Annotated in this window: 22 protein-coding genes and 1 tRNA gene; 8 read left to right on the top strand and 15 right to left on the bottom strand. The window is 67.1% G+C overall.

Annotated elements, in window-relative coordinates:
• Positions 1-122: 122 nt before the first annotated feature.
• The 7 genes from LT970_RS00785 to LT970_RS00755 all read right to left on the bottom strand — a co-directional run bounded on the left by LT970_RS00785 (position 123) and on the right by LT970_RS00755 (position 7,332).
• Positions 123-1,175, bottom strand: a complete 1,053-nt coding sequence (locus LT970_RS00785) for a S66 family peptidase (protein ID WP_232687064.1) — start codon at positions 1,173-1,175, stop codon at positions 123-125.
• 549 nt (positions 1,176-1,724) lie between these two features.
• Positions 1,725-2,147, bottom strand: coding sequence for a DUF5809 family protein (locus tag LT970_RS00780; RefSeq protein WP_232687063.1), 423 nt, complete (start codon positions 2,145-2,147; stop codon positions 1,725-1,727).
• 24 nt (positions 2,148-2,171) lie between these two features.
• Complete coding sequence (locus LT970_RS00775; protein WP_232687062.1) at positions 2,172-2,612, bottom strand: DUF5810 domain-containing protein; 441 nt, start codon at positions 2,610-2,612, stop codon at positions 2,172-2,174.
• Positions 2,599-3,240, bottom strand: coding sequence for a GNAT family N-acetyltransferase (locus LT970_RS00770; RefSeq protein WP_232687061.1), 642 nt, complete (start codon positions 3,238-3,240; stop codon positions 2,599-2,601). Before LT970_RS00770 ends, LT970_RS00775 begins: the two co-directional genes overlap by 14 nt.
• Before the next feature lie 42 nt (positions 3,241-3,282).
• Entirely contained in the window at positions 3,283-3,444 is a 162-nt protein-coding gene (locus LT970_RS00765) for a hypothetical protein (protein WP_232687060.1), read from the bottom strand.
• 109 nt (positions 3,445-3,553) lie between these two features.
• The gene (locus LT970_RS00760) at positions 3,554-5,536 is read right to left on the bottom strand and encodes an aconitate hydratase (RefSeq protein ID WP_232687059.1); all 1,983 of its coding nucleotides are present in this window, start codon (positions 5,534-5,536) and stop codon (positions 3,554-3,556) included.
• 236 nt (positions 5,537-5,772) lie between these two features.
• On the bottom strand, positions 5,773-7,332 hold the full coding sequence (locus tag LT970_RS00755; protein WP_232687058.1) for a S8 family serine peptidase: 1,560 nt from the start codon (positions 7,330-7,332) through the stop codon (positions 5,773-5,775).
• Between the two features lie 174 nt (positions 7,333-7,506).
• Between LT970_RS00755 and LT970_RS00750 the strand changes: the two genes are divergently transcribed.
• Genes LT970_RS00750 through corA form a run of 3 tightly spaced genes read left to right on the top strand, consistent with a single transcriptional unit; the run spans position 7,507 to position 9,207 of the window.
• Entirely contained in the window at positions 7,507-8,019 is a 513-nt protein-coding gene (locus tag LT970_RS00750) for a deoxyuridine 5'-triphosphate nucleotidohydrolase (protein ID WP_232687057.1), read from the top strand.
• Between the two features lie 49 nt (positions 8,020-8,068).
• Positions 8,069-8,230, top strand: coding sequence for a hypothetical protein (locus tag LT970_RS00745; protein WP_232687056.1), 162 nt, complete (start codon positions 8,069-8,071; stop codon positions 8,228-8,230).
• The gene (corA, locus tag LT970_RS00740; RefSeq protein WP_232687055.1) at positions 8,227-9,207 is read left to right on the top strand and encodes a magnesium/cobalt transporter CorA; all 981 of its coding nucleotides are present in this window, start codon (positions 8,227-8,229) and stop codon (positions 9,205-9,207) included. Before LT970_RS00745 ends, corA begins: the two co-directional genes overlap by 4 nt.
• Before the next feature lie 12 nt (positions 9,208-9,219).
• Here corA and LT970_RS00735 read toward each other — a convergent pair whose 3' ends face one another.
• On the bottom strand, positions 9,220-9,687 hold the full coding sequence (locus LT970_RS00735) for a DUF7504 family protein (protein WP_232687054.1): 468 nt from the start codon (positions 9,685-9,687) through the stop codon (positions 9,220-9,222).
• A 234-nt stretch (positions 9,688-9,921) separates the two neighbouring features.
• Between LT970_RS00735 and arlG the strand changes: the two genes are divergently transcribed.
• Entirely contained in the window at positions 9,922-10,380 is a 459-nt protein-coding gene (arlG, locus tag LT970_RS00730) for an archaellum stator protein ArlG (protein ID WP_232687053.1), read from the top strand.
• Positions 10,381-10,444: 64 nt separating this feature from the next.
• Positions 10,445-10,723 (top strand): hypothetical protein, encoded by a 279-nt coding sequence (locus LT970_RS00725; RefSeq protein ID WP_232687052.1) that lies wholly within the window; start codon positions 10,445-10,447, stop codon positions 10,721-10,723.
• A gap of 170 nt (positions 10,724-10,893) precedes the next feature.
• On the opposite strand, the gene LT970_RS00720 is transcribed toward LT970_RS00725, so the two are convergent.
• From LT970_RS00720 to LT970_RS00710, 3 genes are all read right to left on the bottom strand, one after another.
• Positions 10,894-10,966 (bottom strand) — tRNA-Arg (locus tag LT970_RS00720).
• Between the two features lie 41 nt (positions 10,967-11,007).
• Entirely contained in the window at positions 11,008-12,369 is a 1,362-nt protein-coding gene (locus LT970_RS00715) for an MATE family efflux transporter (protein ID WP_232688663.1), read from the bottom strand.
• Positions 12,370-12,531: 162 nt separating this feature from the next.
• The gene (locus LT970_RS00710; protein ID WP_232687051.1) at positions 12,532-13,113 is read right to left on the bottom strand and encodes a 2Fe-2S iron-sulfur cluster-binding protein; all 582 of its coding nucleotides are present in this window, start codon (positions 13,111-13,113) and stop codon (positions 12,532-12,534) included.
• Between the two features lie 230 nt (positions 13,114-13,343).
• Between LT970_RS00710 and LT970_RS00705 the strand changes: the two genes are divergently transcribed.
• Positions 13,344-13,922, top strand: coding sequence for a DJ-1/PfpI family protein (locus tag LT970_RS00705; protein WP_232687050.1), 579 nt, complete (start codon positions 13,344-13,346; stop codon positions 13,920-13,922).
• Between the two features lie 39 nt (positions 13,923-13,961).
• On the opposite strand, the gene LT970_RS00700 is transcribed toward LT970_RS00705, so the two are convergent.
• The gene (locus LT970_RS00700; RefSeq protein ID WP_232687049.1) at positions 13,962-14,870 is read right to left on the bottom strand and encodes a decarboxylating 6-phosphogluconate dehydrogenase; all 909 of its coding nucleotides are present in this window, start codon (positions 14,868-14,870) and stop codon (positions 13,962-13,964) included.
• 366 nt (positions 14,871-15,236) lie between these two features.
• On the opposite strand from LT970_RS00700, the gene LT970_RS00695 reads away from it, so the two are divergent.
• Positions 15,237-16,418, top strand: coding sequence for a transposase (locus tag LT970_RS00695; RefSeq protein WP_232687048.1), 1,182 nt, complete (start codon positions 15,237-15,239; stop codon positions 16,416-16,418).
• Between the two features lie 48 nt (positions 16,419-16,466).
• Here LT970_RS00695 and LT970_RS00690 read toward each other — a convergent pair whose 3' ends face one another.
• A complete protein-coding gene (locus tag LT970_RS00690; RefSeq protein WP_232687047.1) occupies positions 16,467-18,317 on the bottom strand; it encodes an ABC transporter ATP-binding protein in 1,851 nt (616 codons plus the stop codon).
• 181 nt (positions 18,318-18,498) lie between these two features.
• On the opposite strand from LT970_RS00690, the gene LT970_RS00685 reads away from it, so the two are divergent.
• Positions 18,499-18,738, top strand: coding sequence for a hypothetical protein (locus LT970_RS00685; RefSeq protein ID WP_232687046.1), 240 nt, complete (start codon positions 18,499-18,501; stop codon positions 18,736-18,738).
• A 20-nt stretch (positions 18,739-18,758) separates the two neighbouring features.
• Here LT970_RS00685 and LT970_RS00680 read toward each other — a convergent pair whose 3' ends face one another.
• On the bottom strand, positions 18,759-19,721 hold the full coding sequence (locus LT970_RS00680) for an ABC transporter ATP-binding protein (RefSeq protein ID WP_232687045.1): 963 nt from the start codon (positions 19,719-19,721) through the stop codon (positions 18,759-18,761).
• Between the two features lie 2 nt (positions 19,722-19,723).
• The gene (locus LT970_RS00675; protein WP_232687044.1) at positions 19,724-20,845 is read right to left on the bottom strand and encodes a FecCD family ABC transporter permease; all 1,122 of its coding nucleotides are present in this window, start codon (positions 20,843-20,845) and stop codon (positions 19,724-19,726) included.
• Positions 20,846-20,919 lie beyond the last annotated feature (74 nt).

The raw sequence follows: 20,919 nt of genomic DNA, 5'->3' as shown, positions 1-20,919 counted from the left end.
TCGCCGGTTGAACGGGAGGGCACTAAGCCCTGCCCGAACGCGGCGGGCGGCGCCTGTCACTCGATGTACGCGCGCTCGGCGCGGCTGACCGGTGAGGCGACAGCGGTGTTGCCGTCGCGTGGTCACTCGAAGACGATGGTCTCCTCGCGGGGGTCGACGGTGACCCGAGCGCCGAGCGGAACTGCGGCCGTCGGAATCGTGTGGCCGAACTCGAGGTCGAAGACCAGCGGGAGGTCGGGGTCGTAGCGCGCGGCGACACGCTCGACGGCGTCCCGCTGCCGGTCGCGGTACGCGGCGCGTTCCTCGGGCGGGCGGTCGACGACGTGGCTCCGGGCCTTCGCGCGACCCACCAACACCGCGCTCGCGCGCTCGAGCAGGCCGCGTTCGCCGAGCGCCGTGACCGTGCGTTCGACCGCGCCGGCGCCCGGGAGTTCCTCGGAGGTCTCGAGGCAGAGCACGAGGTCCTCGTCTCCTGCTTCGACGCTGGGTACGCAGCGGTCGCTCGCGAGCAGGAGGTCGATCACCTCGAGACAGCCACCCCACGTCCGCCCCGTCGCGGGCGCGTCGCCGCCGCGGAACGTCCACCCCGGCGACGGTTCGTACTCGGGGTCCGCCTCGACATCGGGGAACCCGCCCCAGTCGACGTCCTTGTCGGTGACCTCGTCGGCGGGGGAGAGGGCGCCATGTGACTCCTCGAAGAACGCGCGCCGGAGGTAGCGCTCGGCGTACTCGGGGATGCCGCCGTACGTCGCGAGGTCCGTGAGTAGCGCGCCGCCGTAGTAGGAGACGACTCCCTCGCGCCACAGCATCGCCGCGAGGTTCGTGTTGTCGCTCTGCCCGTAGAACCGCGTCGGGTGCTCGGCGAGCACGTCCGGGTCGACGTGCTCGAGGATGCGGATCTGGTCGTTCCCGCCGATGGTCGCTATCACGCCCTGAATGTCCGGGTCGCGGAACGCATCCATCACGTCGCGAGCGCGCTCCTCGGGGTGCTCACGGAGGTATTCGTCGTCGGCCGTCGCCGTCGGGTACTCCACGGGGTCGAGGTCGAACACCTCGCGGAGTCGCTCGAGGCCGAGTTCGTACACCTCGGGGTACGCCGCTGCGAGGCCGGACGCGGGCGCGATGACCGCGACCTGATCGCCGGGTTCGAGGGCGGGCGGCACGGTGAACTGCACACCCGGACGGAGGCAGTCGCCCGTGAAAGGCGTTTCCCGGGTGTGAAACTGCGTGGGGAGTTAGCGACTCGTCGGTTGTTGAGGCCAGCCAGAGATCTGTGGCTATCGCGAACTGATTCTCCTCTATGGCCACCCAGAAAGCCCCGACTGGAGGAAACTGAACTGCTTCTGCGGACACCCAGAAAGCCCCGGCTGTCTCGACTCCCGGGACTCGTTGCGCGCTTCGCTCACTTTGTTCGCTGCAGTGCTTACGTCGTCCAGGTTCGTCGAGATAGCCGCCCCTTTCAGTCCCACCCGATACCGGTTGGCCAGCCGGTATGGTGGGGCTGAAAGGGGCGGGGCGCTCGCTAGCCGAGACGACGTAAGCACCGCAGACCGAAGGTCAAGGCGCGCAGCGAGTCGCAGGCAGCGAGCGCCCCGGGGCTTTCTGGGTGGTCACAGGAATGGCCCAGTTTACGCCAGGCGGGGCTTTCTGGGTGTCGAAGAAGCTAGTTCCGTTTTCGCCAGCTGGACCGTTCCACGAAGTCCCAAACCAAACCCTAGACGCAACTACTCCAGAACGTCACGGTACACGCGCCCGAAGGCGATGCGGCGGAGCGTCGCCACCGCGGCGTCGGGTTTCTCCTGGAACGTGGTCGCGACGATGGCGTTCGCCGCGGGCGCGTGGTGCCACGCGACGCGGTCGACGTCCTCGGTCCCTTCCTGGATGACGTCGGCGTCGGGATGCTCGGATTTGGCGGCGTCGAACTCCTCGAAGGAGCCGAGTTCGACGCGGAGCAAGGACGCGAACAGGGCGTCGCGGGCGGTCTCGACGACGTCGCTGGTGACGCGGTCGTCGTACTCCGCTTTCTCGAACTCCATCGCGCGAGCGATCTCTCGCGTGACCGTCTGGGCGGCGGGTCCGGCGGCGTCGTACTGCTCGCGCGCCTCGGCCCCCGTCTCCGGCGACAGCAGTCCACGTGTCTCCGTCATGCCCCATCCAGTGCTCGCCACGCCCTACTCGTTTTCGGAGTCCGCGCCAGTTCCGGTGTCGTCGGTAGCGTTCTCGCCGCCAGCGTTCTCCTCGTCGGCGTCCTCGCCCTCGTGCATCTGTCGCGTCATCGCCTCGGCTTCCGCGAGAATCTCGGCGGCGTTCCCGGAGAGGTCGGCGTTCTCCGGGCGTTCGACGGCCGGTACGTCGTGGTCGTGTGACTCCGTGCTCGGTTCCGCGTCGGTCTCGGTGGCGTACCCCGTGACCTCGTTCGCGAGTCCGTCGGGGTCGCGGTCGGCCCAGTCCGGCACGCGCTCGTCGAGCCACGCCTCGTGGTCGCCGCCCCGGGTGAGCGCGGTGAACGCGAGGTGGTTCGCGAGGTGTTCACCGTCGGCTTCCTCGGTGCCACACACCGGACACTCGTAGCCCATGTCCGGGCCAACGCGGCGCTCGTTAAAACGCGTCACGGTCCGCGAAGTCCAGGACAAACAGTAGCGCGTCCTCGCCGTCCGCGTAGTACTCCGGAATCGTCCGATGGTGCTCGAACCCGAACGACCGGTAGAGGCCGATAGCGGGGTCGTTCCCCCGGCGAACCTCGAGTTTCACGCCGCGTACATCGCGGTTCGAGAGCACGGAGAGGGCCCGCGCGAGGAGCGCCGACCCGACGCCCTCGTGCTGGCAGTCCGGATGCACCGCGATGTTCTTGACGTGGCCGACCGGTCCACCGTCGTCCGAGCGCTCCGTCGCGACGACGTAGCCGGTTATCGTTTCGCCGTCCCCGGTCACGCTGTCGAGTGCGGCGGCCAGTCCGCCGCCCGAGTCACCGTTTCCCGTCGTCGCGTGGTCGGCCGCGTCGGCGGCGGGCCGACGCTGCAATCCGTCGGAGGAGTCCAGGGTTTCGTCCGGAGAGTCCAGAGCGTCGTCCGCGTCGGTGACACTCACGAGGAATCCCGGCGCGTCGACGTAGCGTTCGAACGCCGAGTACGGCCACGGCTGTGGGAACACCGACTTCTCGATGTGGAGGACGTCCAGCAGGTCGGCGCGCGTCACCGCCCGGATGGACGTGTCGCCGCGGGCGTGCTCGACGGGCGTCACGGCTGGAGGTAGGACGACGTCGGGTAAAGGAACTACGGCCGCTCAGCAGAGTTGCCAGAGCGCGCCCGCCGTCGTGAACGCCGCCACCGCGAGGGCGAGCGCGATCAGTCCCGCGACCGCGTTCGCGTTCGCGGGCGCGGCCAGCAGGCAAAGCGCGCCGATGCCGGCCGCGACGGTTGCGGGAACGCGTGTGACGTTCGCCATACCGGAGGCTGCTCGGTACGCCGGATAAAGCTGTGGATGCGTCGTCGTTTCGCCGAAATAAAATTGGGCGTTGTGAGCGGGGCGTTCGCCACCGCTCGGCGTCGGGTCGTCAGTCGTCGGCGGGTGCGGCGCCGCTGTCGCTGTGTTGCTGCTTCGTGAGCGACAGCTTGCCACCGGCGGCGAGGATGCGGCGCTCGCGCTCGGAGGCGTCGAGGGTCGCGGTCGCCTCCCAGTCGTCGTTCACGCGCACCGTGAACTCCTCCTGGCCGGACTCGACGGCCTCGTTGACGTCGTCGACGATCTCGACGTCGTCGCCCTGCTCGATGCGGTCGTAGGTGTCCTCGTCGATGTTCAGCGGGATGATGCCGAAGTTGAACAGGTTCGCCTTGTGGATGCGGGCGAAACTCTGGGCGAGGACGCCCTCGATACCGAGGTGCATCGGGCACATCGCCGCGTGCTCGCGGGAGGAACCCTGACCGTAGTTCTCGCCGGCGACGAGGAAGCCGCTGTCGGCCTCCTTCGCGCGCTCCGCGAACGTGTCGTCGACGCGGCTGAGCGTGAACTCGGAGAGGCGCTCGATGTTCGAGCGGTACTTCAGGATGTCCGAGGTCGCCGGGATGATGTGGTCGGTGGTGATGTTGTCCTCCATCTTCAGGAGGGCTTCACCGGAGATGTTGGACTCGAGCTGTTCCTTGACGGGCACGGAACTGATGTTCGGGCCCTTGATGAGGTCGTCGTCGATGGACTCCTCGGGCGTGATGATGTCGGCGTCGCCGGCACCGTAGCCGGCGGTGTACGACGTCCCCATCTCGAAGCCGGGGGCCTCGAGGTCGCCGAGTTCGTCGGCGAGGTCTCGCGGGTCGACGATCTCGCCCTTGATGGCGGACGCCGCCGCGACCTCCGGCGAGCAGAGGTAGACGGAGTCGTCCTCGATGCCCGAACGGCCCTCGAAGTTGCGGTTGAACGTGCGGAGGCTCACCGAGTCCGAAGCGGGCACGTGACCGATGCCGATACACGCACCGCAGGTCGCCTCGGAGAAGTTGACGCCGGCGGCCATCATCTCGGCCGTCCAGCCTTCGCGGGCGAGCATCTCGGAGGCCTGCTTCGAACCGGGCGCGACGATCATCTCGGCGTGGCGCGCGATCTGGCGGCCCTCGAGCATCTTCGCGGCCGGCAGCACGTCCTCGTAGGCGCCGTTCGTACAGGAGCCGACGATAACCTGCTCGACTTCCTGCCCGGCGACTTCGCGGACGGGCACGACGTTGTCGGGCATCGACGGCGTGGAGATGAGCGGTTCGAGGTCCGAGAGGTCGACGACGATCTCGTCGGCGTACTCGGCGTCCTCGTCGGGCTGGAGGTCGACGTACTCGTCCTCGCGGTCGAAGCGGGAGAGCCAGTCCTTGGTCTTCTCGTCGGTCGGGAAGATCGAGGACGTGGCGCCGAGCTCCGTGCCCATGTTCGTGATGGTGGTTCGCTCGGGAACCGAGAGCGATTCCGCGCCCGGGCCCGTGTACTCGAGCACTTTGCCGACGCCGCCTTTCACGGAGAGGCGACGGAGCATCTCGAGGATGACGTCCTTCGCGGTGGCCCACTCGGGAAGTTCACCCTCGAGGCGCACGTTGACGACCTCCGGCATCTCGACGTGGTACGCGCCGCCGCCCATGGCGACCGCGATGTCGATGCCGCCGGCGCCGATTGCGAGCTGGCCGAGGCCGCCCGGCGTCGGCGTGTGGCTGTCCGAGCCGAGCAGCGTCTTGCCCGGCGCGGCGAAGTTCTCCTTGTGGACGTTGTGGCAGATGCCGTTGCCCGGTCGGGAGAAGTACGCGCCGTACGTGCCGGCAGCAGAGCGCAGGAAGCGGTGGTCGTCGGTGTTCTTGAAGTCGAACTGGTAGGTCTGGTGGTCACAGTACTGCGCTGCGAGTTCGGTCTGAACTTCGTCCATGTCCAGGGCCTCGAACTGCAGCCAGACCATCGTCCCAGTGGTGTCCTGAGAGAGCGTCTGGTCGATCTCGATCCCGATTTCCTCACCGGGAACGAGGTCGCCCTCAACGAGGTGATCGTCGAGGATTTTCTCCGTAAGCGTCTGTCCCATAGCGTGCGGAAATGGACTGTCTACGATTATAAATCCCGCGTGTTTCAGGATTCGTGCTATCACCTAATACGTCCCCTCATTCCTTATTCGACACGTGCTCACGATGAACGTACGGTCGATTCCGGCCCCGAGTCAGCGGCGGAACGCGATGGCGTGGCGGACGCGAACCGGAACGGGAGGACCAGTCGGACGACAGACGGTGATTCCTGAACAGTGCCTCGCTCGCACGTGGTCGCTTACTGGTACTCGGTGATGGTGAGCGTGTAGCTACCGCTCCCGCTGTACGAGTCGGCGAGGACGTGGAGGTCCGTCGACGTGTCCGGGTTGTCGATGGTGATGGTCTCCTGGGAGTCCGTCGTCCACGACCGATAGTCGTAGCCCGAGGTGGTCGGACAGGCGCTCTCCCCCGTGTTCGCGTAGAGGTCGAAGTCGGCGTCCGACGGGCCGTCGAGTTCGATGACGACCTTGCTCGGCGAGGAGTACTCGAAGCCGTACGTCCAGCAGTCCGAGTCAGCGTAACTCGACAGCGAGTCGGACACCGACGACGTGGTCGACGACCCGCCGTCGCCACCATCGCCCGAACCCGGGTCCGTGTTGACGGCGTTCCCGGCGTCGACGCGGCCCGACCCCTGCTTGTCGCTCGAGAGGCCGACGTCCACCGCGGTCGATTTCAGGTGGCTCCGGAGTTCCGCGTTCGTGAGGTCGTGCTGAGCGAGCGTGAGACCGGCGACACCGGCGACCACCGGCGTCGCCATCGACGTGCCGGAGATCTTGTCGTAGCCGTCGTCAGTCCACGTCGAAAGCACGTTCGTCCCCGGCGCCGCGAGTTCGATGTCGCCGCCGTAGTTCGAGTACGACGCCAGCGTCTCGTCCGGGTCGAGTGCGCTGACCGCGAGACACTCGCTGTACGCCGCCGGATACGAGACGGAGCTCTGGCCGTCGTTGCCCGCCGCAGCGACGACGAGTACGCCGTTGTCCTGCGCGTACGAGACGGCGTTCTTCATCGTGTTCGTGTAGCCGCCACCCCCGAGGGACATGTTGATGACCGCGACGCCCTGGTCGGTCGCCCACGTGATGGCGTCCGCGATGTCGCTCGTGGAACCAGAGCCCTCCTCCGAGAGCGCGCGCCCGGAGAGCACACTGGAGTTCCCGATGCCGGTGACGCCCTCGCCGTTGTCGGTCTCGGCGGCGGCGATACCGGAGACGTGCGTGCCGTGGTACTCGTTGGACATGCTGTCCGGATACGGGTCCGGGTCGTCGTCCACGAAGTCGTAGCCGTAGTTCGACACAGACCCGTCCATGTTGCCGTCGAGGTCCGGGTGGTCGTACTTCACACCCTGGTCGACGACGCCGATGGAGACGGAGGCGTCCCCAAACGTGGTGTCCCACGCCTCGGGCGCGTTCACCTGCTGGTCGGCGTACTGGTCGCCGTACCGGGGGTCGTTCGGCACGACCTGCGCCGTGAGCGTCTCGTTGTCCTCTACGTACTTCACGCTGTCAGCGCTCTCCAGGCGCTCCACGAAGTTCTCGTGAGCGGGTTCGGTTGCGTTCTCCGGCAGGCCGACGACCACCGCGTTCAGCGTCTGGTTCGCTCCGACGGCCTCCTCTCCGCCCTTCAGGAACTGCTTCACGTAGCCCTTCGGGTCGGACTTCGTGCCGGTGACGCCGACGATGTACTCCCGGCGGTCGGTTCCGTTGCTGGGTGCACCGGACGCCGTACCGACCAGTGCGACTGTGCTCGCTGCTGCCGTTGCACCGAGGAAACCGCGCCTCGTCAGACTGGTATTGTCTCGCATACCATCCCGTAAACATCCCACCATAGACTTAAATTTTCTCTATAAGATAATATAATAAAATCCTAGAGAGGCGGATAGGAAAGGGCATCGCCAGTGCGTCGCAACACCCGAATGCCAGCCAGGCCGTGTGCGGAATCGACAGAGAGTTACCCAGCGAGTCCGACCCCACACGCAATGTACGCGAGCGGAGCGTTCGTCGCCGAACACGTCGAATCGGTTGCCGACGAGCAGGTCCAGCCGAACGGGGTCGACCTCACCGTCGAGACCGTCCTCGAACAGCGCGAACCCGGTCGCATCACTCGCGACGGGAAGACCATCGGGGAGCGACAGGCGCTCCAGCCCGAAGAACGGGACACACCACACGAGGACGGCGGCGAACAGTGGCGCGAGGACGCCGAGACGTTCTACCTGCCACCCGGCGGCTACATCCTGCAGTACGCCGAGACCATCTCCGTCCCCGACGACCACGTCGGCTTCCTCTACCCCCGGTCGTCGCTGATGCGGAACTCCTGTATGCTGAACACCGCCGTCTGGGACGCCGGCTACACGGGAAAAGGCGAGGGGCTGCTACAGGTCCACCACGACGTCGAACTGGAGCGGGGCGCTCGCGTCGCCCAGTTCGTGCTCGCGGAAGCCGACCACGACGAAGTGTACGATGGCGACTACCAGAACGAACGGACGGAGTGACAGCGCGACCGGTGCGTGCTTTTTTGAGCGGCCGCAGAGTGCGTCCGGTATGCATCGGACGCGGGCGCTCGGCGTGGCACTCACCACCCTCGGCGTCGCGGGCTACGTCGCCGGCGTCGCTACGCCGTATCCGGGTCGAGCGTTCAGCGTCACCGCAGTGATCGTCGGCCTCACACTGGTCGCCATCAACGGAGGGGTGTCGACCCCATGACCGTCGAAACCGTCGTGTACACGCCGGACACCATCGAGAATCGCGAGGACCCTATCGAGGCCCGGTACGCACCCGGCACCACGTGGGTTCGCGTCGCCGACCCGACCGGCGAAGAACTCGCCACCGTCGCGGACGCCTACGACGTCCACTCGCTCTCCGTCGAGGACGTGATGGGGGACGTTCGTCCGAAGGTCGAGGAGTTCCCCGAGCACACGTTCGTGCTCGTGAAGAGCGCGTCGCTGCGGCGCGGCGACGTCGCGTTCGCAGAGGAACTGGCCGTCCGTCAGGTCGGCATCTTCCTCGGCGACGACTGGGTTCTCACAGTCGAACCGCAGCGCGTCGACGCCCTCGACACCGTCTGGGAGCAGGTCGGGCGCGAGGAACCGCGCCTGCTCGCGCGCGGCCCGGACTTCACCGCGTACCGAATCATCGACCGCATCGTCGACGACTACTTCGGCATCCTCGACGCCATCGAGGACGACATCGAAACCGTCGAAGAAACCGTCGTGGCCGCCAGCGGGACGGACGTCCTCGAGCGACTCAACAGCGTTCGCCGGGACTTGCTGTCGGTGCGCCGGCTGCTGTGGCCGACGCGGGACGCTCTGGGAACGCTCGCGCGCGGTGACCCCGTCCAGGTCAGCGACGAGACCGAGAAATACTACCGGGACGTCTACGACCACGCCGTCCAACTCGTCGACCTCACGGAGACGTATCGAGACCTCGCGAGCGGTGCGCGGGACGTCTACCTGAACGCGCTCTCCATCTCCACGAACGACGTGATGAAGAAACTCACCGTCGTCGCCACCATCATCCTGCCGCTGACGTTCGTCGCCGGCGTCTACGGGATGAACTTCGCCGGTAGTCCGTTCAACATGCCGGAACTGGAGTGGCGGTACGGGTACCCGGCGGTGATGGCGGGAATGGCCGCGATGGCGGCCGTACTGGTCGGATACTTCCGGCGAGAAGGATGGCTCTGAACTCCGGATTCGCTATCGGCGTACGTCCTCGAAGAGCGCTTCGAACGTCCCGACGACGTGTGGCGCGTGCGCGTCGCCGTCCATGCTCACGACGACGCGAGCGTCAGTCGCGGTTGCGCGAGCGAGCAGCGCGTGTACGAACCGGAACGCCGTCTCCGCGGACACCGAATCGAGCAGCGTCGTCAGGTCGTCCACGTACACCGTGGTGTCACCGTCGCCGCGCCACTTCACGAGATACTCGTTGACCAGTTCCCCGACCACGCTCACGTCGCTCGTTTCCGGAACCGTCTCCACGGCGCCGGTCAGCTCCGCAACGACGTCGTCGCCGCCCGCGACACTCGCCGTCGTTCGCGAGCGCTCCCCAGCACTCACGACGGCGACGCGGTCCGCACCGGCCTGCCAGTTGCCGAGCCACTGCTCGGCGTCGACGCCGAACGTTACACCCAGCGAGTTCGGCGTTCGGGGTACGTCTGCCCCCATGGCAGTCACCCCGGATTCGGCGACGAGTACGTGGTTCGTCTGTTCCCGTCTCCCCCCGTGCATCGTCCTGCATCATTCATCATCCCCCTCCCACATAAACATTGACACTTGTGGTACAGGTGGTGACAAGCACACTTGCAGATGGGTGCAGGAAACCGGCCAGGAGTGACCAACATTCAAGCGTTCCCCGCCACACCTGGCACCATGGCCGTCCGCGCCAGGGGACGCGTCTGAATGCCGTCCGTCTCCGCAACCCACCTCGTGCTGTTCATCGCCGCCATCGTCGTGTCCGGCGCGCTCGCCGGCACGATGCTACAGAGTTCGGCGCGCGTCGGTGACGCGATCGAAGCGAACAGTCAGGCCCAGAGCGAGCAGGTGGACGCCGCAATCAGCGTCGTTAGCGACCCGGAGAGTCCGACCGCGGTCTACAACAACACCTCGAACACGCTCGAACTCTACGTCAAGAACGTCGGCGCCGACCCGCTTCCCCACGCCCCCGACGACGTCGCGGTGCTCGTAAACGGCACCTACCAGACCGACGTGCGGACCACGGTTCTCGGCGACGGCGACGAGTGGCACACCGGCGCGCTCCTCCGCGTTCGCACGAACGTCTCCCTGCCGTCGAACGAGACCACGCGCGTCTCCGTCGTCGTGACGGGCGCCCAGGACTACTTCACGTTCACCACGGCGTAACGCTCGCGTCGGCTGTCGACCGGACGACCGCAACCTACAGAACGGACCCGAACGCACGGAACGTATGGCGAAAACCGTCGACGACCTCCGCAACGAGATTCGACAGTCGGTGGGCCGATACGAACGCGTCGAGTCGACTGCGTTCACGAAGGAAGCCCTCGCGGCGATCTGTGACGCCGTGGACTACGACGTCGACGCGAACCACCTTCCCCCGAAGTCCGAGATGCGGGCGGGCGTCCTCTGGAAAATCGGCGTGCTGGACGAGGACGACCCCGAGCAGGCCGAGAGCGCCTTCCGGAAGGCCGAACTCCAGACCATCGCCGAGGAACTTCGGGACGAGTAGCGGACGCGTCGGCGCGGTTAGCGGCGAGGAACCGTCAGCATTCGCGCCGGAGGCGCGATTCACCGCGCGAACGGAGTGAGCGCGGGACGTTTTTAGCGTAGATTTTTACGAGGAGAGGTTCCCGCAGCGAGCGAAGCGAGTGAGGAAACCCGACGAAGTAAAAAGGTACACGGGCGCGAAGGGATTTGAACCCCTGACATCTTGGTCCGGAACCAAGTGCTCTGTCCACTGAGCTACGCGCCCACGCTGCAACCATGGGGCAGTGCCGGTAAAACGATTGCGAGTCAGTCGGTCGCTGGAGCGGGCGATTCGCGGTCGACGATGGCCTGTTTCCAGGTGCCGCGCTTGAACCACGCGGCGGCGACGATGGCGCCCGCGATGTTCCCGAGGGCCATGCCGACCCAGATGCCGGTGGCGCCCCACGCGAGCACGAACGCGAAGAAGTAGACGGTGGGGACGCGGCCGAGCCACAGCGTCACCATCGAGATGCCCATCGCGGTCTTGGTGTTGCCGGCGCCGCGGAACGCGCCGAGGAGCACCTGGAGCACGCCGATGAAGACGAACTCGACGGTGCGGATGCGAACGTACATAGCGCCGTACTCGACGACGAGCGCGGCGTTCTCGGTGTTCGGGCCGAGGAACACGGAGACGATGGGGCCGGCGAAGATGGCGGCGATGACGGCGATACAGAGCAACACGCCGGCGGCGACTTTCACCGCGATCCGGACGGCGCGCTCGGCCCGCGCTGCCTTCTCCGCGCCGAGGTTCTGGCCGACCATGGTGTTGGTGGCGCGCCCGAGCCCCATCGCTGGGAGGAACACGAGCGAGATGAGGCGGTTGCCGAGGCCGAACGCGGCGACGACGGCGGGCGGGAAGGAGGCGACCATCGCGGTCAGCGTGATCATGGCGAGCGCGCTCGTGGACTGCTCGGCGGCAGACGGGGTTCCGACGCGAACGATGCGCGAGACGAGCGAGAAGTCGGGGACGAAGTGCTCGAGTTCGACGTTCGGTCCCGCAGTCGTGAAGAACAGGACGTAGACGCCGATGAGCGCGGCGACGGCGCGAGCGAAGATGGTGGCGACGGCGGCGCCCTGGATGCCGAGTTGCGGGAACACCCACCAGCCAAAGATGAGGAACGGGTCGAGGACGACGTTCAGCAGGACGCTGACGAACATCACGAGCATCGGCGTGCGGGTGTTGCCGTAGCCGCGCATCAGCGAGGAGAACACGAAGAAGCCGAACAGCGCGGGCATCCCGAGGAAGAAGACGCTCATGTAGTCGGCGGCCATCGGGATGACCTGCAGTGCCGTCTCGGGGTTGGCGGGGAGGACGCCGAGCATCTCGTCAGCGATGAAGTGGCCGACGACGCCGAAGACGAGCGCGAGGGTGGTGACGAACCCCATCGTCTGCGCGGCGACTTTGCCCGCGGACTGCTCGCTGTCCGCGCCCGTGAACTGCGCGACGAGGATGGAACCGGCGGTAGTGAACCCGCCGCCGACGGAGATGAGGAAGAAGATGAGCGGGAACGCGATGCTGATCGCAGCGACCGCGTTACTGGAGTACCGGCCCAGCCAGAACGTGTCCGCGAGGTTGTACGCCACCTGGAGAAGCTGGATGACGATCATCGGCCAGGCTAGCCGGATCATCGGCTTCACGAGGTCGCCCTCCGTGATGCCGTCGGCCGACTGCGTTTCGGTCACTACGAATCGTCGGCACGCGGCCGTTTTGAAGCTGCCGACTTCAGAAAAACCGGCAAAGCGAACGTGTTACCGGGAATCAGGACACCAGAGAACGAAGCGACGGCCGGGTTACGGCGTCTCGTTCGTCTCGAGGGAGAAGTCCGTCGTCGGGTAGGCGGTGCAGGTGAGCATGTACCCCTTCTCCATCTCGTCGTCGCTCAGCGTCTCGTTGTTCGAGTGCTCGACGAAGTCGTGGGCGTCGCTGCCGTCGGCGACGCGGCCGCCACAGGAGAGGCACTGGCCCTGCCGGCAGGCGTAGGGGAGATCCCAATCCTCGTCCTCGCCGGCGTCGAGGAGGTTCTCGTTGTTCGCGACTTCGATGGTTTCGCCCTCCTTCACGAACTCGACGTCGAAGTACTCGACCTCGTCCTCCGGGATGGCTTCGGGGTCGAAGCCCTCGTCTTCCTCCTCGCCCCCCTCGAGTTCGCCCTCCGCACCGCCGCCAGCGATGGCACCCGCGCCGCCGCCACCGCCGATGGAGCGGTTGTAGGGTTCCGGAAAGTCCGTCTCCGAGACGGTGGAGGCGCGGTGTTCGAGCACCTCCTGGGCGATGTCCTCCGGGGTGGGCTTCTCGGTGCCCTTGAGGAAGTGGAGCGCGACGAACGTGAGCGCGCCGCCGAGACCGAGCACCAGTCCCAGTGTGTCTACCATGCTCGGCGGTACGGAAGGCCTGCTTAACAGTATTGTGATTGCACCCGACGGCGTCCCCGTCGCCGGCCCGTGGACGGTTACAGCGCACCCTCTTCTGGCTCTGCTGACGTGTTCTAAGTTCTCACTGGCGCGTTCCAAGTTCCGCTGACGCGTTCCAGGCCCACTGGCGCGTTCCAGTTGCCCCGCGGCCGCTTCGGGCGAGTTTTGAGGAGGGGTCCCGTCGCGCCGGTATGGACGTCGCCATCCTGCTCTACGAGGGGTTCGACGAACTCGACGCAATCGGCCCCTACGAGGTGCTCCGGACGGCCGCCGATTTCGGCGGTGATGTGGACACTGCCCTCCGAACGCTCGTGCCGTCGGAGTCAGTCACTGCGAGCCACGGCCTGCGCGTGGAACCCGACGACGTGTTGCTCGGCACGCCGGACCTCGTGCTGGTTCCCGGCGGCGGGTGGAACGACGAGAGCGACGCGGGCGCGTGGGCGGAAGTCCAGGACGGAACCCTCCCCGAGCGCCTCGCCACGCTCCACGACGCCGGCGCGAGAATCGCGACTGTCTGCACGGGCGCACTCATCGCGGCGGAAGGCGGCCTCCTCAACGGTCGTCCGGCGACAACGCACCACACCGCCCGTGACGACCTCGCGGACTACGGCGCCGACGTGCTCGAGGACCGCGTCGTCGACGACGGCGACGTGCTGACCGCGGGCGGCGTCACGGCGGGCATCGACCTGGCGCTCCACGTCGTCGAAGCGGAGTGCGGGAGCGAGATTGCCGACCAGGTGGCCGAAGAAATCGAGTACGAACAGAACTGACCGGTTCACCGGACCCACCACACCCGTCCGTCAAGCCGACTACTCCTGACGCTCCACTTCGTGCCGACCGAATCCGTACCGCAGCCGGTTCACCAGTCGCCGTGAGAACCGGCCCTCGCCATCGCCCGACGCCCGGGAGCCGAAGCGCTCCGCGAGCGCCTGGTAGATAAGCGGCAGCGGAACCTCCTGTTCGAGAGACTCCTGGACCGTCCACGTGCCCGTCGAACCGCCGGCGACGTGGTCCGCGACAGTGTCGAGGTCGCCGCCCTCCTCACGGAACGCCTCTTCGCAGAGTTCCAGCAGCCACGAGCGGATGACTGCGCCGTTGTTCCACGTTCGCGCGACAGCCTCGAGGTCGAGGTCGTAGCGGCCCTCGTGGAGCAACTCGAAGCCCTCGCCGTAGGTCTGCATGAGTGCGTACTCGACGCCGTTGTGGACCATCTTCACGTAGTGCCCCGAGCCCGCGGGACCCATTCGGTCGTGGCCGTCGGGTCCGGTGGCGACGGCGTCGAAGACGGGCGTCAGTTCGTCGTACCCCCACTCGGGACCGCCGACCATCAGCGAGAAGCCGAGTTCCGCGCCCGCGGGGCCGCCCGACGTCCCGCAGTCGAGGTAGGCCGCAGGGCAGGACGCCGCGCGCCGCGTCGACTCCTCGAAGTGACTGTTCCCGCCGTCCACGACCACGTCGTTCTCGGTCAGGTGGTCTTCGAGTTCGTCGAGCGCGGCGTCCACGGGGTCGCCCGCGGGCACCATCAGCCAGATGCGTTTCTTCTCGCCGAGTGCGTCGGCGAGCGCGGCGAGCGAGTCCGCGGTTCGCGCGCCGGCGTCCGCCGCCTCGTCGCGTGCGTCCGAATCGATGTCGAAGGCGACCACGTCGTGGCCGGCGTCGAGACACCGGTCGACGACGATGCGTCCCATGCGGCCGAGGCCGACGACTCCGAGTTCCATACGAGAGCGTCCGCGGCGTGGTAGGTAGGGGTTGCGGTTGGCGTGGCCGACCGCAGGGAGGCCACGTTATCGCGAGCGGGGAGCGTGCGGCCGATCAGGGAGAGGCCGCAGAACGGCGAGCGGAACGAGTCGTGAGCAGCGTACCCGCGAGGCAGTCCACGAAGGAAGTGGACGAGCGCAGAGCCACGGAAAACGAGCAGGCGTACCCAATCACGGAGAGTAAGCCGGCGTTTCACGGGAGTAACCGGAGTAAAACGCCGATGGTGCCCCGGCGAGTGCGAGTACGTCGACCGGGCGTTTGACACATGTTGAGCCGGAGAAACGACTCACAATCACTAAGTAATCCGCGCCTATTCACGGTATCCAGTGGAAGACCGCCGTACGACCGCGATCGAACTCGACGTTTCTGCCGACGCGGACCGACTGCTACAGGAGACGGTCGCGCAGTTCGAGTACTGCGCGAACGCCACGGCGGAGTGGTGCTGGGCCGACGATGGCGGCCACACCGTTACCCGAATCGCCGACGCCGAACGGCGACTGTTCCGCCGCTTCCGACGGGAGACAGCGCTACCACCGAACCTCGTCCAGCAGGCGGTTCGGCGCGGCGTCGAGGCCGTCAAGAGCAGTGTCGCGCGACTGAACGACGGGGAACGGGTCGGTCGGCCGGGTTTCGCGTCCGGACTAGCTGTGTACGACGAACGCGACGCGGACCTCGACCGGGAGGGCGCGTCGCTCGCGACGACGGACGGGCGCGCGTCGTGTGACTTCGTACACTCGACGAACGTCGAGGAGACCCTGGACCGCCTCGCAGACGAACGCTGCGAGTTCCGCGGCGGGCACCTCGAGTGCCGCGACGGTGACTGGTACCTGCACGCGTCGACCGTCCGCGTCGATGCGAGCGCTCTCGAGTCCGACGGCGAACACGGAACGGCGCTCGGCGTCGAAGTGGGCGAGGAGAACGTGGCAGTGGCGTCGGACGGGACGTTCTGGTCGACGGACGGGTTAGCCAACGGGTGCGTGGCACCGGCGGGAGACAGCCAATCGCCGACGGGTAGTGGCGTGAAATCGATGGACAGCGCGGTCGAGAATGAGACAAACGGTGCGGTCGAGGAGGCCAACAGTGCGGTCGAGAAGGGGACCAACGAGTATGGCCGGGCCGAGTTGTACCTCCATCGCGTCGGGAACGAACTCGTCACAGCGGCCGTCGAGCACGGCTGTTCGCACATCGTCTTCGAGGACGTAACCCACGACAGTGAGGCCGGCACCGGGGCGAGCGCTACGACGTCCAAGTTGTTGCGCCAGTACGTCGAGTACAGGGCCGCCGAGCACGGAGTCGAGGTCGCGCGGGTGACGTCCGAGAGCGCGGCACACCGGTGTTCGACGTGCGGGTTCGAGCACGAGGACAATCACGACGGCGAGCGCTTCGAATGCCTGGAGTGTGGGTTCCAGAATCACGCGGCGTACAACGCGTCACGGAACATCGGCGCGAGCTACCGGCGCCGACAGCAAAACGCCACCGAGACGAACGCGAACGCGGCGAAACAGTAGTTTAGCATCGGAAGCGGTTCTGCAAGGAGAGTGCGCGGTTGGGCGGAGTTACTGTTCGATGAGGCCGGCCTGCACGTTCCAGAGGTCGGCGTACCGCCCGTTCTTCTCGAGGAGGTCGTCGTGGGTGCCCCGCTCTGCGATGCGGCCGTCCTCCACGACGAGGATCTGGTCGGCATTCTGGACGGTGGAGAGGCGGTGGGCGATGACGACGGCGGTCCGGTCGGCCGCGAGGTCGTCGAGGCTCTCCTGGATGCGGAGTTCCGTCTCGGTGTCCACGTCGCTGGTGGCTTCGTCGAACACCAGTACCTCGGGGTCCTGGAGGATGGCGCGCGCGATGGCGATGCGCTGACGCTGGCCGCCCGACAGTTTCACGCCGCGCTCGCCGACCTCGGTGTCGTAGCCGTCGAACAACTCGTGGACGAACTCGTGGGCGTCGGCGGCCTTCGCGGCTTCGACGACGGCGTCGCGGGAAGCGTCGAACTGGCCGTACTTCACGTTCTCCGCGATGGTGCCGTCGAAGAGGAAGGTGTCCTGGCTGACGTAGCCGACGTGCTCGCGGAGACTGTCGAGCGTGACCTCGCGCACGTCGTGGCCGTCAACGCTGACGGCGCCCGAGTTCACGTCGTACATCCGCATCAGGAGTTTGCAGAGCGTGGACTTCCCGGCACCCGTCGGGCCGACGAGCGCGACGGTGTCACCGGATTCGGCCTCGAAGGAGACGTCGTGGATGACGTCTTCGTCGGACTCGTAGCCGAAGGTCACGTCGTCGTACTCGACGCGGCCCTCGACGTCCGTGAGTTCGGTGGCGTCGGGGGCGTCGGTGACCCTCGCGGGGACGTCCATCAGGCCGAACACGCGGGCCGAAGACGCCTTCGCGTTCTCGTACTGGTCGACGATGTTCGACACCTCCGCGAGCGGCGTGACGAAGCGCTGCGTGAGGAAGATGAACGTCACGAACGCGCCGGGCGAGAGGGTCCCGGTGAGCGGGCCGGGCGCGCCGTACAGCAGCCAGAACCCGCCGACGGCGAACGTCACGGCGAAGGAGATGCCGGCGAGCAGTTCCATCCCGGGGCGGTAGACGTAGCTCAGGCGGAGCACGTCCATCGTGTCCCGGAAGAACCGGTAGGACGCAGAGCGCACGCGCTCTGTTTCGTGGTCCTCGGCGGCGCTGGTCTTCACGAGTTCGACGCCCGAGAGGCTGTTCTCGAGGCGCGTGTTGAGGTTGCCGACGGCGGCGCGCTGGCGCTCGTACCGCGGTTCAGCGCGCTTCATGAACCAGCCGGTGAGGACGACCATCAGCGGAATCGCGCCGAGTGTGACGACCGCCAACTGCCAGTTCTCGTAGACGAGGATGGCGGTGATGCCCGCGACCATCACGACGAGGCGCGCGGAGTTCTGGAGCGCGTCGTCGAGGAACACCTCCAGGTTCGAGGCGTCGTTGTTCAGCACGGACATGACCTCACCGGTCTGCTTGTCGTCGAAGAAGGTCATGTCCAGGGACTGCATCTTCTCGAAGGAGTCCGTTCGCACCTCGTGCATCACGCGGTGGGCGAACAGGTTCGCGCTGACGCCGTAGAAGTAGGTGAAGACTGCGGTGACGACGAACGACGCGCCGATGACGAGCGCGGAGAACTCGAACTGCGCGGCGTCCGTTGCCGGCAGCCACCCCGCGGGGACGAGCGGCAGGTCGAACGGCGCGTCTCCCGTGAACACGCTGTCGATGGCCACCCCGAGGACGAGCGGTGGCAGTAGACTGGCCATGCGCGCGACGACGTTCGCCACCATCCCCGCCGCGAAGTACGGCCACTCCGGAACGCCGTACGCCCGGAACAGGCGCACGAGCGGCTTGTCGACGCGGTCACGATACTGGTCGAAGACGCTGTCCTCCGTCGCTCCCATTACGTTTCGAAATACCACCGCTGCCGAAGACGGTTACGGTCGCGGCCAGGCGCTGGGGCCGATTCGGACGACAGCCGGGAAGTTGTAGGCGGTTTCGGCAGTTCCCTCGCTCACTCCGGTCGGACCGGTGAGTCCGCCCCCAACCGGAACATTTCAGGGTTCTCCCCAGCACCCTGGAGGCATGCGTACCATCCCGCTCGTGGTCGTCCTCCTCGTGGCGAACGACGTGCTGCTGGCGTTCCTGCTGGACGCGCAATTGAACGGGTCGGCGGTCGTCATCCTCGCCGCGCTGGTGCTGTCCGGGACGGTGCTGGCGGTAGCCGCGTTCGCGGTCGAGGACGAGAACGAACCGCCGACGCGCCGGGAGTTACAGGAGGAAATCGAGTCGCTGCGGGCGCAGGTCGAGGAACGGGAGAACTAGTCGGCGACTGGATCCAGGAGTCAGTCCAGCGCTTCCCGCGGCACGATGCGGGGTTCGTCGTCGTAGCTGACGGCGGCGTCCACGTCGAAGACGTCCGCGAGCAGTTGCTCGGTGACGACGTCCTCGGGGGGCCCCCAGTCGTAGACCGAGCCGTCGTCGAGCGCGACGAGGTAGTCCGCGAAGCGGGCGGCCTGCTGGAGGTCGTGGAGGACGACGCAGACGGTGACGCCGCGCTCCTCGTTGAGCGTTCGGACGACCTCCATCACGCGGAGCTGGTGGTGCAGGTCGAGGTACGTCGTGGGTTCGTCGAGCAGCAGGACGTCGGTCTCCTGAGCGAGCGTCATGGCGACGAACGCGAGTTGCTTCTGGCCGCCGCTGAGGTCCGCGAGCGGCGTGTCCCGCATGGAGTCGACGCCCGCGAGTTCGATGGCGCGCTCGATGGCGCGCTCGTCGTCGTCGTCCATCGGGTCGAGGAACCCCCGGTGGGGGTAGCGGCCGTGACTAACGAGGGATTCGACGGTGAGACCGCCGGGCGCGTCGTTCTCCTGGTCGAGCAGGCCGAGTTCACGCGCGAGGTCCTTCGGCGCGCGTTGCTGGACCGACTCACCGTCGAGGAGGACGGTGCCGGCTTCGGGTTCGAGTTCCGCGGAGAAGCCCTTGAGGAGCGTGGACTTCCCGGAGCCGTTCGGGCCGACGAGCGCGGTGACCTCGCCCTCCGGGACGACGAGGTTCTCGCAGTCGACGACAACCTCCTCGCCGTAGCCCAACTGGAGGTCGGTGGCGAACAGCGCGGCGTCGTCGACCGGGTCGTCGCCGTGAACGCGGCCCTTGGCGCTGGCGGCGTCGCCGGTGGCGGGTTCGGTGACCGTGGTCAGGTTCTCGCTGTCCACGGAAGGCGGGTTCCTGCTGTCCGTGAGTGTCGTGTTCTCGCCGTCCGTGGGGGTCGGTTCGTCGGTGTCGTCGGTGAGCGGTTCTCGTGACATGGTCAGAACTCGTTGAACGAACCGGTGCGGCGGAGGAGCACCAGGAAGTACGGGCCGCCGATGAGTCCGGTGACGACGCCCACCGGAAGCTGGGTGCCGGGGAGGCCGAGGCGCGCTATCACGTCGGCGACGACGACGAGCGCTGGTCCGACGAACAGACAGCCGGTGACGAGGCGTCGGTAGTCGCTCCCGACGAACGTGCGCACGACGTGCGGAACGACGAGGCCGACGAAGCCGACGAGGCCGGCGACGGAGACGGCGGCAGCCGTCGCGAAGATGGCGAGCGCGGACAGCAGAAAGCGCATGCGTTCGACGGACATGCCCAGCGAGCGCGCGGTGCGTTCGCCGAGCAGGAGAACGTCGAGTTGGCGCGCGACGACGATCGCAGCGGGCGCGACGACGAGCGTGGGGATGGCGGCGATGCGGACCTGCGTCCAGTCGACGCCGATGAGCGACCCGGCGAGCCACGCGACCGCGGTGCGCATCACGCCGTTGCTGTCGATGAAGTAGAACAGCCCTGTTTGCAGGCTGTTGAAGACGGTGCCGACGACGACGCCGGCGAGCACGAGGCGCACCGGCGTGGTGCCGCCGCGCCACGCGACGGCGTACACGAGGACGAACGCGGCGGTGCCGCCGAGCGCGGCGGCGAGCGGGAGGAGGTACGCGCCGATGGAGAAGACGAGCGTGAAGACGACGGCGAGGCCGGCGCCGGAGGAAACACCCAGAATGTACGGGCTGGCGAGTTCGTTCCGCGTGATGGCCTGAAAGATGGCGCCGGCGACGGCGAGGTTGAGGCCGACGAAGGCGGCGACGAGGACGCGGGGAAGGCGGATGGTCCACACGACGATGGTGGGGTTCGAGAGGACGGAGAGGTCGGCGTAGATGCCGAGGAAGCGCGCGGCGTTCTCGCCGAGGACGATGGTGGCGAGGACGCGGGGGTTGGTCCAGACCGCCTGGTCGAAGAGCGCGCGGACGGCGGTCTCGAGGGGCATCTCGTAGCCGCCGTAGCGGACCTGGACGAGGCCGGCGAGGGCGGTGACGACGACGCTCGCGGCGACGATGCCGGTGAGTGTGGCGTCGAATTCGGGGGTGAGGACGTCTCGGACGGAGCGTTCGTCGGTCATCGGTAGTAAGTGGGCTGTTTCGGACTGCGTTCAGCGTTTAGGTCGGCCTAAGTATTCAAAAGGGTTGCGTCTAC

Origin of the sequence: Halobacterium zhouii, assembly GCF_021249405.1 — an archaeon.
In the GTDB taxonomy this organism is placed as follows: Archaea; Halobacteriota; Halobacteria; order Halobacteriales; family Halobacteriaceae; genus Halobacterium; species Halobacterium zhouii.
The sequence above is the reverse complement of the archived record's forward strand: the minus strand, read 5'-3'. Positions and strand labels throughout refer to the sequence as shown.